Origin of the sequence: Streptomyces tremellae, assembly GCF_039540215.1 — a bacterium.
Taxonomy (GTDB): Bacteria; Actinomycetota; Actinomycetes; order Streptomycetales; family Streptomycetaceae; genus Streptomyces; species Streptomyces tremellae.
In genome coordinates, this window is the sequence record NZ_BAABEP010000004.1 from 182,660 (window position 1) to 197,392 (window position 14,733).

14 protein-coding genes are annotated in these 14,733 nt (G+C 72.7%); 10 read left to right on the top strand and 4 right to left on the bottom strand.

From position 1 onward, the window contains the following. Positions 1–8: 8 nt before the first annotated feature. From ABEA77_RS05610 to ABEA77_RS05645, 8 genes are all read left to right on the top strand, one after another. A complete protein-coding gene (locus ABEA77_RS05610; RefSeq protein WP_345642184.1) occupies positions 9–1,067 on the top strand; it encodes a polyprenyl synthetase family protein in 1,059 nt (352 codons plus the stop codon). Positions 1,068–1,194: 127 nt separating this feature from the next. Continuing rightward, positions 1,195–3,186, top strand: coding sequence for a squalene--hopene cyclase (shc, locus tag ABEA77_RS05615; RefSeq protein ID WP_345641996.1), 1,992 nt, complete (start codon positions 1,195–1,197; stop codon positions 3,184–3,186). Then, entirely contained in the window at positions 3,186–3,842 is a 657-nt protein-coding gene (locus tag ABEA77_RS05620) for a phosphorylase family protein (protein WP_345641998.1), read from the top strand. Before shc ends, ABEA77_RS05620 begins: the two co-directional genes overlap by 1 nt. A gap of 5 nt (positions 3,843–3,847) precedes the next feature. Then, the gene (hpnH, locus tag ABEA77_RS05625) at positions 3,848–4,867 is read left to right on the top strand and encodes an adenosyl-hopene transferase HpnH (RefSeq protein ID WP_345642000.1); all 1,020 of its coding nucleotides are present in this window, start codon (positions 3,848–3,850) and stop codon (positions 4,865–4,867) included. A 141-nt stretch (positions 4,868–5,008) separates the two neighbouring features. After that, positions 5,009–6,898 (top strand): 1-deoxy-D-xylulose-5-phosphate synthase, encoded by a 1,890-nt coding sequence (gene dxs / locus ABEA77_RS05630; RefSeq protein WP_345642003.1) that lies wholly within the window; start codon positions 5,009–5,011, stop codon positions 6,896–6,898. Continuing rightward, entirely contained in the window at positions 6,895–8,364 is a 1,470-nt protein-coding gene (locus ABEA77_RS05635) for an aspartate aminotransferase family protein (RefSeq protein ID WP_345642006.1), read from the top strand. Before dxs ends, ABEA77_RS05635 begins: the two co-directional genes overlap by 4 nt. Positions 8,365–8,438: 74 nt before the next feature. Then, positions 8,439–9,071 carry a cupin domain-containing protein gene (locus ABEA77_RS05640; protein WP_345642009.1) on the top strand — a complete coding sequence of 211 codons (633 nt, stop codon included), beginning with the start codon at positions 8,439–8,441 and terminating at the stop codon, positions 9,069–9,071. A 47-nt stretch (positions 9,072–9,118) separates the two neighbouring features. Continuing rightward, a complete protein-coding gene (locus ABEA77_RS05645; RefSeq protein ID WP_345642012.1) occupies positions 9,119–9,274 on the top strand; it encodes a DUF6126 family protein in 156 nt (51 codons plus the stop codon). On the opposite strand, the gene ABEA77_RS05650 is transcribed toward ABEA77_RS05645, so the two are convergent. Continuing rightward, the gene (locus ABEA77_RS05650; RefSeq protein WP_345642187.1) at positions 9,260–10,018 is read right to left on the bottom strand and encodes a tyrosine-protein phosphatase; all 759 of its coding nucleotides are present in this window, start codon (positions 10,016–10,018) and stop codon (positions 9,260–9,262) included. The genes ABEA77_RS05645 and ABEA77_RS05650 overlap by 15 nt on opposite strands. A 350-nt stretch (positions 10,019–10,368) precedes the next feature. Here ABEA77_RS05650 and ABEA77_RS05655 point away from each other — a divergent pair, with 350 nt between their 5' ends. Further along, on the top strand, positions 10,369–11,202 hold the full coding sequence (locus ABEA77_RS05655; RefSeq protein WP_345642014.1) for an SGNH/GDSL hydrolase family protein: 834 nt from the start codon (positions 10,369–10,371) through the stop codon (positions 11,200–11,202). Here ABEA77_RS05655 and ABEA77_RS05660 read toward each other — a convergent pair. Next, positions 11,192–12,064, bottom strand: coding sequence for an STM4011 family radical SAM protein (locus ABEA77_RS05660; RefSeq protein WP_345642017.1), 873 nt, complete (start codon positions 12,062–12,064; stop codon positions 11,192–11,194). The genes ABEA77_RS05655 and ABEA77_RS05660 overlap by 11 nt on opposite strands. 121 nt (positions 12,065–12,185) lie before the next feature. Between ABEA77_RS05660 and ABEA77_RS05665 the strand changes: the two genes are divergently transcribed. Beyond that, complete coding sequence (locus tag ABEA77_RS05665; protein WP_425588202.1) at positions 12,186–12,413, top strand: SIP domain-containing protein; 228 nt, start codon at positions 12,186–12,188, stop codon at positions 12,411–12,413. An 89-nt stretch (positions 12,414–12,502) separates the two neighbouring features. Here the strand turns inward: ABEA77_RS05665 and ABEA77_RS05670 are convergent, their stop codons facing one another. Beyond that, positions 12,503–13,903, bottom strand: coding sequence for an STM4012 family radical SAM protein (locus tag ABEA77_RS05670; RefSeq protein WP_345642019.1), 1,401 nt, complete (start codon positions 13,901–13,903; stop codon positions 12,503–12,505). Next, positions 13,900–14,715: an STM4013/SEN3800 family hydrolase gene (locus ABEA77_RS05675; RefSeq protein ID WP_345642022.1), complete on the bottom strand. Its 816-nt coding sequence runs from the start codon at positions 14,713–14,715 to the stop codon at positions 13,900–13,902. Before ABEA77_RS05675 ends, ABEA77_RS05670 begins: the two co-directional genes overlap by 4 nt. Positions 14,716–14,733: the final 18 nt, after the last annotated feature.

A 14,733-nucleotide genomic window follows, 5' to 3' on the forward strand; every position in this document is an offset into this window, starting at 1 on the left:
TGCCGACTGTGCCCCCGGCCAACCTGGCTGTCGACACTGCGGACGTCAACGCGCTGCTCGCTCGCGGGCGGAGCCTTGCCACCCCGGTGCTGCGCGCGGCCGTCGACCGGCTGGCGCCGCCGATGGACACCGTCTCGGCGTACCACTTCGGGTGGATCGACGCCGCAGGCAACCCCGCGGCGGGCGACGGCGGCAAGGCCGTGCGCCCCGCGCTCGCCCTGCTGTCGGCCGAGGCGGCGGGAGCCGCGCCCGAGGAGGGCGTGCCGGGAGCCGTCGCGGTCGAGCTCGTACACAACTTCTCACTGCTGCACGACGACCTGATGGACGGTGACGAGCAGCGCAGGCACCGCGACACGGTGTGGAAGGTGCACGGGCCCGCCCAGGCGATCCTGGTCGGCGACGCGCTGTTCGCCCTGGCCAACGAGATCCTGCTGGAACTCGGCAGCGTCGAGGCCGGCCGGGCGACCCGCAGGCTGACCAGCGCCACCCGCAAGCTGATCGACGGTCAGGCGCAGGACATCTCCTTCGAGCACCGCGAGCGGGTCACCGTCGAGGAGTGCCTGAGGATGGAGGGCAACAAGACGGGCGCGCTGCTCGCCTGTGCCTCCTCCATCGGCGCCGTGCTCGGCGGGGCCGACGACCGCACCGCCGACCTGCTGGAGTCCTACGGGCACCATCTCGGCCTGGCCTTCCAGGCGGTGGACGACCTGCTGGGCATCTGGGGCGACCCCGACTCCACCGGCAAGCAGACCTGGAGCGACCTCAGGCAGCGCAAGAAGTCCCTGCCGGTGGTGGCCGCGCTCGCCGCGGACAACGCCGCGTCGCGCCGGCTCGGCGAACTCCTGGCCGCCGACGCCAAAAGCAATGATTTCGAGACCTTCTCCGAGGAAGAATTCGCCACCCGCGCGGCGCTGATCGAAGAGGCCGGCGGGCGCGAGTGGACCTCCCAGGAGGCTCGCCGGCAGCACTCCGTCGCGGTGGAAGCCCTGACAGGAGTGGACATGCCGGAAGAAGTCCGGGCGCGCTTCGTCGCGCTCGCCGACTTCGTCGTCGTACGAGAGAGATGATCACTATTCCCATATCTGCCCTTTCTGGGGGTTGACCCGAGCAGTCGCCGTCCGGCCCGCCGCAGGCACGGAGGAGGACGGCCCAGACCCCAGCACAGCAGAAGCACCACTGCACGGAGGGGAAGTTATGACAGCGACGACCGACGGGAGCGCCGGAGCCCTGGGCTCCGAGGCGGCTTCGGCGGGCGTGCCGGCCACCACTGCCGAGGCCGGAGAGGTACGGGAGGCCGCGGAGCGCGCCACCCGCAGGGCCATCGACCACCTGCTCGGCCGTCAGGACGCGGCCGGCTGGTGGAAGGGCGACCTGGAAACCAATGTGACGATGGACGCCGAGGACCTGCTGCTGCGTCAGTTCCTCGGCATCCGCGACGCACACACCACCGAGGCCGCCGCCCTCTTCATCCGGGGAGAGCAGCGGGCCGACGGCACCTGGGCCACCTTCCACGGCGGCCCGGGCGAGCTCTCCGCCACCATCGAGGCGTATGTCGCGCTGCGCCTCGCCGGCGACAGTCCCGAGGACGAGCACATGGCGCGCGCCGCCGCATGGGTGCGCGAGCAGGGCGGGATCGCCGCGAGCCGGGTCTTCACCCGCATCTGGCTCGCGCTGTTCGGCTGGTGGAAGTGGGAAGACCTGCCGGAGATGCCGCCCGAGGTGATCTTCTTCCCGAAGTGGCTGCCGCTCAACGTCTACGACTTCGGCTGCTGGGCCCGGCAGACCATCGTGCCGCTGACCGTGGTCGGCGCGGTCAGGCCGGTGCGCCCCGCGCCCTTCCCCCTGGACGAGCTGCACACCGACCCGGCCGACCCCAACCCCGCCAAGCCCCTTGCGCAGGTGGCCAGTTGGGACGGCGCCTTCCAGCGGCTCGACAAGGCGCTGCACGCGTACCGCAAGGTCGCACCGCGCAAGCTGCGCCGCGCCGCGATGCGCGCGGCCTCCCGGTGGATCATCGAGCGGCAGGAGAACGACGGCTGCTGGGGTGGCATCCAGCCGCCGGCCGTGTACTCCCTGATGGCGCTTCACCTGCTCGGCTACGACCTGGAGCACCCCGTGATGCGCGAGGGGCTCGCCTCCCTCGACCGCTTCGCGGTCTGGCGCGAGGACGGCGCCCGGATGATCGAGGCCTGCCAGTCCCCGGTGTGGGACACCTGCCTCGCCACCATCGCGCTCGCCGACGCCGGCGTCGAGGCCGACCACCCCGCCCTGGTGAAGGCGGCCGACTGGATGATGAACGAGGAGATCACCCGACCGGGTGACTGGTCCGTCCGCAGGCCCTCGCTGGCCCCCGGCGGCTGGGCGTTCGAATTCCACAACGACAACTACCCCGACATCGACGACACCGCCGAGGTCATCCTCGCGCTGCGCCGGGTCAACCACCCCGACCCGGGCAAGCTGGAGGACGCCGTCACGCGCGGCGCCCGCTGGACGCTCGGGATGCAGTCGAAGAACGGGGCGTGGGCCGCGTTCGACGCGGACAACACCAGTCCGTTCCCCAACCGGCTCCCGTTCTGCGACTTCGGCGAGGTCATCGACCCCCCGTCCGCCGATGTCACGGCGCACGTCGTGGAGATGCTGGCGTACGAGGGCAAGACACACCACCCCGCCACCCGGCGCGGTGTCGAGTGGCTGCTCGCGGAACAGGAGACGTTCGGCGCCTGGTTCGGCCGCTGGGGCACCAACTACGTCTACGGCACGGGCTGCGTGGTGCCCGCGCTCGCCGCCGCCGGGCTGCCCGGCACACACCCCGCCCTCAGGCGCGCGGTCGCCTGGCTGGAGTCCGTCCAGAACGAGGACGGCGGCTGGGGCGAGGACCAGCGCTCCTACACCGACGACAAGTGGATCGGGCAGGGCGCCTCCACCGCGTCCCAGACGGCGTGGGCGCTGCTCGCGCTGCTGGCCGCGGGGGAGAAGGAGAGCAAGGCCGTCGAGCGCGGCGTCGCCTTCCTCGCCGAGACGCAGCGGGAGGACGGCTCGTGGGACGAGCCGTACTTCACCGGTACGGGCTTCCCGTGGGACTTCTCCATCAACTACCACCTGTACCGGCAGGTGTTCCCGCTCACCGCCCTCGGCCGCTACGTGCACGGCGAGCCACTCGCCGACCGAGTCCTGCGGGCGGGTTGATGGCCGACGCCGCGGGGACCGATCCCTCGAAACCGGACACGCCGCTGCTGATCGCCTGCGCGCTCGGCATCGAGCGGTTCGCGCTGCGCGGCAGGAGGGGCGAGCCCGCGGGGCCCGTCACCGTGCTGCGCACGGGGATGGGCCCCGCCAACGCCGAGCGCGCCGTACGGGGCGCGCTCGGCGAGGACCGGCACCGCGGCGCGGCGGTCGTCGCGTCCGGTTTCTGCGCCGGTCTGACCCCGGGCATGAGCCCGGGGGACCTCGTCGTCGCCGAGGAGACCAGGGACGCCCACGGGGCCACGCCCTGCGCGGGCACGGAACTGCTCTCCGATGCGCTGTCCCGGGCGCTGCCCGGGCACAGGGTCCACACCGGTCCGCTCACCGGTTCCGACCACGTGGTACGCGGCCAGGAACGGGCCGAACTACGCACCACGGGAGCCGTCGGGGTGGACATGGAGTCCGCCGCGACGCTCCGCACCGCTCTGGAGGCCGGGCCTCGCCCGGTTGCGGCCGTACGTGTGGTCGTGGACGCTCCGGAGCACGAGCTCGTCCGGATCGGCACGGTACGCGGGGGAATATCAGCCTTCCGTGTTCTCCGTGCCGTTCTTCCGGTTCTTTATGAATGGCACCGTTCTTTGCTGCTCCCCAGGAGGTGAGCCAGATGGCTATGCCGCTCCGACAGACCATCAGGGTCGGGACGTACCTTGCCGAACAGAAGCTCCGCAGGCGGGACAAGTTCCCGCTGATCGTGGAGCTCGAGCCCCTGTTCGCGTGCAATTTGAAGTGTGAGGGCTGCGGCAAGATCCAGCACCCTGCGGGCGTGCTCAAGCAGCGGATGCCGGTGGCCCAGGCCGTCGGCGCCGTGATGGAGTCCGGCGCCCCGATGGTCTCGATTGCAGGCGGCGAGCCGCTGATGCACCCTCAGATCGACGAGATCGTCCGGCAGTTGGTGGCCAAGAGGAAGTACGTCTTCCTGTGCACCAACGCGATGCTGCTGCGCAAGAAGCTCGACAAGTTCACGCCGTCGCCGTACTTCTCCTTCACCGTGCACATCGACGGCATGCGGGAGCGGCACGACGAGTCGGTCGCGAAGGAAGGCGTGTTCGACGAGGCGGTGGCCGCCATCAAGGAGGCCAAGCGCCGCGGCTTCCGGGTCACCACCAACTCCACCTTCTTCAACACCGACACCCCGGCGACCATCATCGAGGTGCTCAACTACCTCAACGACGACCTCAAGGTCGACGAGATGATGATCTCGCCCGCGTACGCCTACGAGAAGGCACCCGACCAGGACCACTTCCTCGGCGTCACGCAGACGCGCGAGCTGTTCAAGAAGGCGTTCGGCGGCGGCAACAGGAGCAAGTGGCGGCTCAACCACTCGCCGCTGTTCCTCGACTTCCTCGAAGGCAAGGCCGACTTCCCCTGCACGGCGTGGGCGATCCCCAACTACTCGCTGTTCGGCTGGCAGCGGCCGTGCTACCTGATGGCCGACGGGTACGTGCCCACGTACCGCCAGCTCATCGAGGAGACGGACTGGAACAAGTACGGCCGGGGCAAGGACGCCCGGTGCGACAACTGCATGGCGCACTGCGGCTACGAACCCACCGCGGTCCTCGCCACGATGGGCTCGCTCAAGGAGACCATCAGGGCCGCCCGCGAGACGGTGGCGGGCACCCGCTGACACCGCACCGCACGGGGCCCCGCTCACCGCGGGGTCCCGGCGGGGCCCGGGGCCGGCGAGCGGCCCCGCGAAGCGGCCGGGTGCGGGTGCCGCAAGGGCGGCGCGCCCGCCGCAGTGGTACGAACCGAGAGGGGGCCGAGCGTGTCGATCCTTGAGAGCATTCGGGGGCCGCGCGATCTCAAGGCGCTGAGCGAGGGTGAACTCGACGAACTCGCCGAGGACATCAGGGAGTTCCTCATCCAGGCGGTGGCCAGGACCGGTGGCCACCTCGGACCCAACCTCGGCGTGGTGGAGCTCACCATCGCCCTGCACCGGGTCTTCGACTCGCCCGTGGACCGCGTGCTGTGGGACACCGGGCACCAGGCGTACGTCCACAAGCTGCTCACCGGGCGGCAGGACTTCTCCAAGCTGCGGGGCAAGGGCGGGCTCTCCGGCTACCCCTCGCGCGCCGAGTCCGAGCACGACGTGATCGAGAACTCGCACGCCTCCACGGTCCTCGGCTGGGCCGACGGCCTCGCCAAGGCGCGCGACGTGCGGGGCGGTGACTCCCACGTCGTCGCCGTCATCGGGGACGGCGCGCTCACCGGCGGCATGGCCTGGGAGGCGCTGAACAACATCGCCGCCGCCAGGGACCGGCGGCTGGTCATCGTCGTCAACGACAACGAGCGCAGCTACGCGCCCACCATCGGCGGCCTCGCCGCGCACCTGTCGACGCTGCGCCTCACCGACGGCTACGAGCGCGCGCTCGCCTGGGGCAAGGAGGTCCTGCAGAACACACCGGTCGTCGGCAGGCAGCTCTACGGCTCGCTGCACGGCGCCAAGAAGGGCTTCAAGGACGCCTTCCAGCCGCAGGGGATGTTCGAGGACCTCGGCATCAAGTACCTCGGCCCCATCGACGGGCACGACGTGGCCGCCGTCGAGGCGGCGCTGCACACCGCGCGGCGCTTCTCCGGGCCCGTCCTCGTGCACTGCCTGACCGAGAAGGGCCGCGGCTACCCGCCCGCCCTCCAGGACGAGGCGGACCACTTCCACACCGTTGGCGCGATGGACCCGCTCACCTGCGAGCCGCTCGCGCCGAGCGCGCCCTCGTGGACCTCGGTGTTCGCCGAGGAACTCGCGGCCGTCGGCGAGGAGCGGCCCGACGTGGTGGCGCTGACGGCCGCCATGCCCGGACCGGTCGGCCTCGGGCCGTTCGCCGAGCGCTTCCCCGACCGCGTGTGGGACGTGGGCATCGCCGAGCAGCACGCGGCCACCTCGGCCGCGGGCCTCGCCACCGGCGGGCTGCACCCCGTCGTCGCCGTGTACGCGACCTTCCTCAACCGGGCCTTCGACCAGGTGCTGATGGACGTGGCGCTGCACCGCTGCGGAGTGACGTTCGTCCTCGACCGCGCCGGGGTCACGGGCAGCGACGGCCCCTCCCACAACGGCATGTGGGACATGTCGGTGCTCCAGGTCGTACCGGGCCTCAGGATCGCCGCGCCGCGCGACGCCGACCAGCTCCGCGCCCAGCTGCGGGAGGCCGTCGCCGTCGACGACGCGCCGACGGTGGTCCGCTTCCCGAAGGAGTCGGTGGGGGAGCCGGTGCCCGCGGTCGGGCGCGCCGGCGGGATGGACGTCCTGCGCCGGCCCGCGGAAGGGGCCGGCGCGCCCGACGTGCTGCTCGTCTCCGCGGGCGCCCTCGCCCCCGCCTGCCTGCGCGCCGCCGAATTGCTCCAGGCGCGCGGCGTCGAGTGCACCGTCGTGGACCCGCGGTGGGTCAAGCCCCTCGACGAGCAGCTCGTGCCGCTCGCCGGGCGCCACCGGCTGGTCGCCGTCGTGGAGGACAACAGCCGTACGGGAGGCGTCGGCTGGGCGGTCGGGCAGCTGCTGCGGGACGCCGGGTGCGACGTGCCGCTGCGGGCCTTCGGCATCCCCGAGCGGTTCCTCCCGCACGCCAAGCGGGGTGAGCTGCTCGCCGACATCGGCCTCACCCCGGTCGAGATCGCAGGACGTATCAGTGCCGCCCTGGCACGCAAGGAGAATGCGGAATGACCCAGTCCACCGAAGCCGCGGGGCCCGCGGAGCCGAACGGGTCCCCGGCGCCCGCCCCTGCCCCCGCCGCGGAGCCCGCGCCCGCCAAGGGCTTCGACCTGGCACGGCTCCTCGCCGAGCGTGGCGCCGAGCGGTACGAGCTGCACGGCAGGTACGTCAACCCGCAGCTGCCGCGCATGCTGCACACCATCGGCTTCGACAAGTTCTACGAGCGGGCCGAGGGCGCCTACTTCTGGGACGCGGACGGCAACGACTACCTGGACATGCTCGCCGGCTTCGGCGTCATGGGCCTCGGCCGCCACCACCCCGTGGTGCGCAAGGCCCTGCACGACGTGCTGGACGCCTCGCTCGCCGACCTCACCCGCTTCGACTGCCAGCCGCTGCCCGGCCTGCTCGCCGAGCGGCTGCTCGCCCACAGCCCCCACCTGGACCGGGTGTTCTTCGGCAACAGCGGCACCGAGGCGGTCGAGACCGCGCTGAAGTTCGCCCGGTACGCCACCGGGCGCAAGCGGATCCTGTACGCCTCGCACGCCTTCCACGGGCTGACCACGGGCTCCCTCTCGGTCAACGGCGAGGACAGCTTCCGCGACGGCTTCGCGCCGCTGCTGCCGGACACGGCCGTGCCGCTCGGCGACCTTGACGCGCTGGAGCGCGAGCTCAAGAAGGGCGACGTCGCGGGCTTCGTGGTCGAGCCGATCCAGGGCAAGGGCGTGCACCAGCCGCCCGCCGGGTTCCTGCGCGCCGCGCAGGACCTGCTGCACAAGCACAAGGCGCTCCTCATCGCCGACGAGGTGCAGACCGGCATGGGCAGGACCGGCGCGTTCTACGCGTACCAGCACGAGGAGGGCGTCGAGCCGGACCTGGTCTGCGTGGCGAAGGCGCTGTCCGGCGGCTATGTCCCGGTGAGCGCGACCCTCGGCAAGGACTGGATCTTCAAGAAGGTCTACTCCTCGATGGACCGGGTGCTGGTGCACTCGGCGAGCTTCGGCGCCAACGCGCAGGCGATGGCGGCCGGCCTCGCCGTCCTCTCCGTGATGGAGGACGAGAAGGTCGTGGAGAACGCGCGCCGCACGGGCGAGCTGCTGAAGCAGCGGCTCACGGACCTGATTCCGAAGTACGAGCTGCTGCACGACGTACGGGGCCGGGGTCTGATGGTCGGCATCGAGTTCGGCCGGCCCAACTCGCTCAAGCTGCGCAGTCGCTGGACCATGCTCCAGGCCGCGCGCAAGGGGCTGTTCGCCCAGATGGTCGTCGTGCCGCTGCTCCAGAAGCACCGGATCCTCACCCAGGTCTCCGGCGACTTCCTCGAAGTGATCAAGCTGATCCCGCCGCTCACCATCGGCGAGCGTGAGGTGGACCGGTTCGTGGACGCCTTCACCGCCGTGATGGACGACGCGCACGGCGGCGGCGGGCTGATGTGGGACTTCGGAAAGACGCTGGTCAAGCAGGCTGTGGCCAACCGCTGAGCGGCAGTACCCTGACCTTTTGCCTCCGAGGCAAGTAATTTGCCTCGGAGGAAAGTTTTTGGCCCAATGGAGGCATGAGCACTCCAGGAGCCACCGCCCCCGCGGTCGGCCCGTCACCCGATGAGCCCCTGCCCGACGTCGCCCCGCGCCTGCGGGAGCTGCGCCGTGGCCGCAGGCTCACCCTGGAGACCGCCGCCGCGAGGGCCGGGCTCTCGCCCGCGCACCTCTCCCGCCTGGAGACGGGTAACCGGCAGCCCTCGCTGCCCCTGCTGCTCGCCCTCGCGCGCATCTACGGTACGACGGTCTCCGACCTGCTGGGCGAGATGCCGCCGGAACGTGACCCGATCGTCAGGGGCGGGCGCGCCGAGCCCGTCGAGGCGGACGGCTGGGTCTACCGCCAGGCCGGCAACCCCGGGCGCGCCATGCAGCCGCTGCGCGTCACGGTCGAGTACGGCGCGCAGGGCAACCTCGTACGCGTCCATCCCGGCGAGGAGTGGCTCTATGTCCTGACCGGACGGCTGCGCCTCGCGCTCGGCGACGGCGTGCACGTCCTGGAGCCGGGCGACAGCGCCCACTTCGACTCGCTCGTCCCGCACCGCATCGCCGCGGTCGAGCCCGCGGGAGCCGAGCTGCTGTTCGTGCACACCCTGCTCCAGAGCCCCGCCGGCGAGCTGTGCCTCGACGGCGCGGGCCTCCACCACCGCTGAGCGCCCCGGGCGCCGAGCGGCACCACCACCCCCGAGAGGCGGTCACCATGTCACACGACCCGCTGGACAGTCAGAAGCCCGACCACAAGGAGGGCATCCTGCCGCGCGGCCTGGCCATCCGGCTGTTCGCCTACCTGATCGCGGGCCACGCGATCGCGGGCTTCCTGTACCTGCTTTTCAAGGTCGGCTCACGCGGTCAGTAGCCGTTCGCGCAGCCGCTCACGTACCTCGGGCGTGACTCCGAGCCCCTCCGCCAGATAGCGGCCGGCACCGCCCCAGGTCTCCTCGATCGTCTCGAACGCCGTGCGCAGATAGGCGGAGCGGGCGTCGAACAGCGGGCCGAGCAGCTCCATCACCTCGGCCGACCTGCCGCCGCCCGCACCCTCGCCGCGGCGCACCCGGTAGCGCCGGTGCGCGGCATTGGACTTGAGGTAGTCCTCCTCGATCGCCTCGTACCCGACCCCGAGCGCCAGCAGCACCACCGCCGTCGTCACCCCCGCCCTGTCCTTGCCCGCGGCGCAGTGCAGCAGTACGGGCACGCCGCCGTCGGCGAGGGAACGCACCACCCGGCCGTGCTCAGCGGTCCTTTCGAGGACCGTACGGCGGTAGGAGTCCGTCATCCGGGCCGCGGCCCGGCCGTCCGCGAGCAGCGCGCGCAGCTGCGCCACGTCGCCGTGCCGGACCAGCTTCCAGAACTCCGCCCCGTCCGCCGGGTCGTTGAGCGGGATGTTCACGTGGCGCACGCCGGGCAGCTCGATGTCCTGGCCGTCCAGCTTGATGTCGGCCGCGTTGCGGAAGTCGTAGACCGTGTGCAGGCCGAGCGACGCGAGGAAGACCGCGTCCTGGGCGGTGGCGCCCGCCAGATGGCCGCTGCGGAACAGGACACCCGTACGCACCCGCAGGCCGCCGGCCGCCGGAAGGCCGCCCACGTCCCGGAAGTTGCGCACTCCGGTGAGCTCGGGCTCCGCCGTGGGAGCGGCACCAGGGCCCGCCGCCGGGCCAGGCGCGGTCCCGGTGTCCTGGGCGACGTACTGCGGCTCCTGCCCCACGGAGGACTCCTCCCCGGTCGGTGACGGCGCGGACGCCGTGCGGCTCGGCTCCCGACCCTAGGCCATCGGCGGGCGGCGCGTACCGCACAGGACCGGCGCCCCCCAGGACACCGGTCGCGCGCCGGGACCGCGCCCGCCCGTCGGCTCGCGCCTCGGCCGCGCCGTGAGCGGGATCACAGCGGCCACCTGCGGCCCCCGCCTCCTGCCTACGGTCGCGTAGGTGGGCACCGCGGGTGAAAAATACAGGCGTGGCTGACGACACCAGAGCACAGCGGCACACCGCTGGACCCCGCCTCCGGTCCTACACGGCGGTCGGCGACAGCTTCACGGAGGGCGTCGGCGACCCCGGCCCCGACGGGAGCTGCGTCGGCTGGGCCGACCGCCTCGCGGTCCTCCTCGCCGACCGGCTGCCCGACGACCCCGAGGCGCCCGACAGCGCGCACGGCGACTTCCACTACGCGAACCTCGCGGTGCGCGGCAAGCTCATCGACGAGATCGTCCGCACCCAGGTGCCGCGCGCCCAGCGGCTCCGCTCCGACCTCGTGACCTTCTGCGCAGGCGGCAACGACCTCATCAGGCCGGGCGCCGACCCCGACCTGATCGCCGAGGTGTACGAGAGCGCCGTCGCCGACCTGACCCGCTCGGTCGGCACGGTCATGGTCACCACCGGCTTCGACCCGAGGGGCGTGCCGGTCCTGCGCCACCTGCGCGGCAAGATCGCCACGTACACCGCGCACGTCAGGGCCATCGCGGACCGCTACGGCTGCCCCGTGCTCGACCTGTGGTCGCTGCGGTCGGTCCAGGACCGGCGCGCCTGGGACGCGGACCGGCTGCACCTCTCGCCCGAGGGCCACACGCGGGTCGCGCTGCGCGCCGGGCAGGTGCTCGGCGTCGCCGTGCCCGCCGACCCGGAGCAGCCCTGGCCCGCCATGCCGCCGCGGGGCGCGCTGGTGGGCCGACGCGACGACATCCAGTGGGCCAGGGAGTACCTGGTGCCGTGGATCGGGCGCAGGCTGCGCGGCGAGTCCTCCGGCGACCACGCCGCGGCCAAGCGGCCCGACCTGCTGCCGCTCAGGCCCTGACCCCGGCGGACACGGGCGGCAGGCGGGCCGGTATCCGCTCCAGCACGCCCCCGGCGAACACGTCGTACAGCGGCAGCGACTCCAGGTGGACGTAGCCGATGTGGCAGTCGCAGACGGCGAGCGGGCAGGCGCGCGGCCCGAGCGCGCGCCGGTAGGAGCCGTCGTAGAGGTTTCCCAGCTCCGCACGGACGAAGTGGCAGCGGCGCACCGTGCCGCCGCCGTCCACCGACACCACGGACTCGCCCGTCCTGCACGGCAGCCCGGCGGAGCGGTGCGGGGCCCTGCTGTAGGGGAACAGCGGGTCGAGCTCCGTCCAGCGCGCCGCCTCCGCGTCCGTGTACACGTGCCCCTCGGCCGCGTTCACCCAGAGGTAGACGTGCGGCGGCAGCGCCGCGCGCAGCCTGCGGGCGTGTGGCAGGTGGCCGGGCAGCCCCACGACGCCGACGCTGAAGCGGATCCCGCGCGCGGCCAGCTCCCGGCACTTGCCGAGGAACCGGTCGTACGGGGTCTGCCCCGGGTGGTACGTGCACCACAGCGCGAGCTTCGCCGGGTCGGCGTCGGCGGTCCACTCCGTGCGACAGCTCAGATTGGTCTGGATCGCGACCCGCGCCACGTGCGGCAGATGCGAGAGATCGGTCAGCGCCCGCCGGTACCAGGACCGCACGAGGCCCTCGCCCCACGGCGTGAACAGCAGCGACAGCCGGTCCTGTGACGCATCGGCCGCCCAGCCGGTGAACCGGTCGAGCGCCGCACGGTCCGCGCGCAGCTGCGCGGGCGTGTCGCGCCGCTTCGCGAACGGGCAGTAGGGACAGTCGTAGTCGCAGGAGGCGAGCGGCCCCCGGTAGAGCACGGTCAGGTCCACAGGAACCTTCCAACGAGTCCGAACGAGTCCGGGACTGGCGCGAAAAACCTGGTCAGTCTGCCTGAGTCCGGCACCGTCCGTATATGACGCGAGAGCGCGCGAGGCGCTGTGAGCCCCGCGAATGCCCCTGGCGGGCGGCGACCGGCTCGGCCGGGTGCCCCGGGGCGGGACGTCCCTGCCGGACGCCGTACGACGCCTCGCTCCCGGACCCGGCGGGATCGCCTACGTCGCCGGGGAGGCACGGGACGTGCAAGCAGTGCGGCGGGTGCTCGTCCAGGAAGCGGGCCGGGACCGGCGCGCGGTCCTGACCAAGCCGTTCTGGACGCCGGGCAAGAAGGGGATGGACTGACGGCCGGGGCGCACGCCTCCGTCGTGCTCCCACGCCATCGACCCGGGGAAATGCCCACTTCGTGTGGCACGGTCAGGTCCACGTCCGCCTCACCTCGGCTCGTACGCGGACATCCGCGCCCGTACGGCGGGTGAGAACAGCGCGGGTCCCAGCGCGTCGGAGTGGGCGAGGCCCTCGGGGGAGAGTCGCAGCAGACCGGCGTCGGCCGCCGCGCCGTCGAGCCAGCCGCGCGTGGCGAAGTCGGCGAGTTCGGCGGGGAAGTCGTCGGCGGGGCAGCTGCCGAACCTGGCCCGGTACTCCGCGAGGCCGAGTCCGGCGGCCTGGAGCAGCGACTGCAGGAGGTGGCGGCGGCGCGGCTCGTCGCCCGCGGGGCCGATCCGGAAGCCGCGGTGCGCGCGGGAGAAGTCCGCGGTCCCTGTGTAGCGGTCCACGATGGCGCGTGTCTCCCGCATGTCCACGGCGTAGTCGAAGGAGTAGTGCAGCCGCGAGGTGTACGAGCGGGCGCCGCAGCCGAGCCCGACCATGCCGTCGGTCTGGCAGGCGTGGTCGTCCGGTCCCTGCGCGGGCGGGCCGGGCCTGCGGAACATCCGCATCGACACCTGCTCGTAGCCCTCGGCGAGCAGGAGGTCGCGGCCGTGGCGGTACAGCCGCAGCCGCTGGGTGTCCCAGGCCGCCTCATCCGGCTCCCGGCGGCCGAGCGCGGTCTTCGGCCGCACGTACAGCGGGTAGAGGTACAGCTCCTCGGGGCGCCAGGCGAGCGCGGCCCGCAGCGAGTGCCGCCAGCTTTCCTCGGTCTGCCCCTCGATCCCGTAGATCAGGTCGATGTTGAGGACGGGGATGCCCGCGTCGCGGATCCGGCCGAGCGCCGCCTCCACGTCGGCCCTGCGCTGCGGGCGCACCGCCGCCCGCGCCTCCGCCTCCACGAAGCTCTGCACCCCGAGGCTCAGCCGGGTCGCGCCGCGGTCCGCGAGGACGGCGAGCCGGTCCACGGTCGCCGTGGCGGGCGACGCCTCCACGGACAGCGGCACGGCCGACAGGTCCGCGCCCGCGCGCTTCTCCGCGATGTCGCACAGCCGCTCCAGCTCACCCGCGGTGAGGAACGTCGGCGTGCCGCCGCCGAAGGCCGCGGCGGCGAAGGCCACCGGCTCCGCGTCGCCGAGGGCTTCGCGCACGGCGAGCGCCTGCCGCTCCAGCGCTTCGAGATAGCGCGTCGTCAGCCCGTCGGGCGCGCCGATCCGGGTGAACAGGTTGCAGAAGCCGCAGCGGACCTCGCAGAACGGGATGTGCAGATAGAGCGCGAGCGCGTCGCGCGGCTCGCCCGCCCATACGTCCCGCAGCGAAGGCGCGTCGTCGAGCTCCTCGTAGGCGGTCTTGTGCGGGTAGGCGTAGACGTAGTGCTGGTAAGGGCGCGGGTCCCGGGCACGCTCCCCGGAGCCGTGCGCCGGGGGCGCCTGCCGGGCGGAGAGGGCCGTCGCGGGGCCTTCGTTCATGGTGCGGTCCTCGGGTCGTCAAGGAAGAAGTGGGCGTACGGGACGGTCCACACGGACTCGTGGCCGATGCGGTGGCCGCTCCACCCGTCGTCGCCGTACGCGGTGCCGTGGTCGGAGCAGACGACGGCGAAGCAGCGGCGCCGGGAACTCATGGCGGCGAACAGCCGGCCGATGTGCCGGTCCACGTAGGCGAGGGCCGCCGCGTGGCTGGCGCGCGTGTCGCCGGCCGCCGCGGTGGCGCCCGGCAGGTGGAACCAGTTGGGCTGGTGCAGCGCGGAGACATTGACGAAGAGGAACAGCCGCCGCCCGGCCGGGAGTCCGGCCACCACCTGCTCGGCGCGCGCCACCTGCGCCTCGAAGGAGTGCGGCGACGCCACACCGAACTCCGGCTCCCAGTGCGCCTCCTGGAACAGGCCGGGCAGCACGGACCCCAGGGCGCCGAGGCGGTTGAAGAAGCCGACCCCGCCGATGCACACCGTGCGGTACCCGGCGGCGGCGAGCCCCGACACGAGGTCCGCCTCCTCGAAGACGTATGTGCCCTCCGCGGTGGACTCGCTGCCGGGGAAGCGCGCGGCGAACAGCCGGGGGTGCGGGCCCTGGCGCACCGGCGTGGGCAGGAACCCCGCGAACATCGCCTGGTGCGAGGCGTAGGTGAAGCTGCCCGGCGCGTGCCGCTGCTCCCACCGGCCGCCCGGCAGCCTGCGGGCGAGCTCGGGCGTGCGCCCGGCGGCGGCCAGCTCCGCCGCGACGTCGTGACGCAGGGTGTCGAGCGTGACGAACAGCAGGTCGTCCCTGCCGACCACCTCGGTCATGTCCGGCCTGCCGCTCTG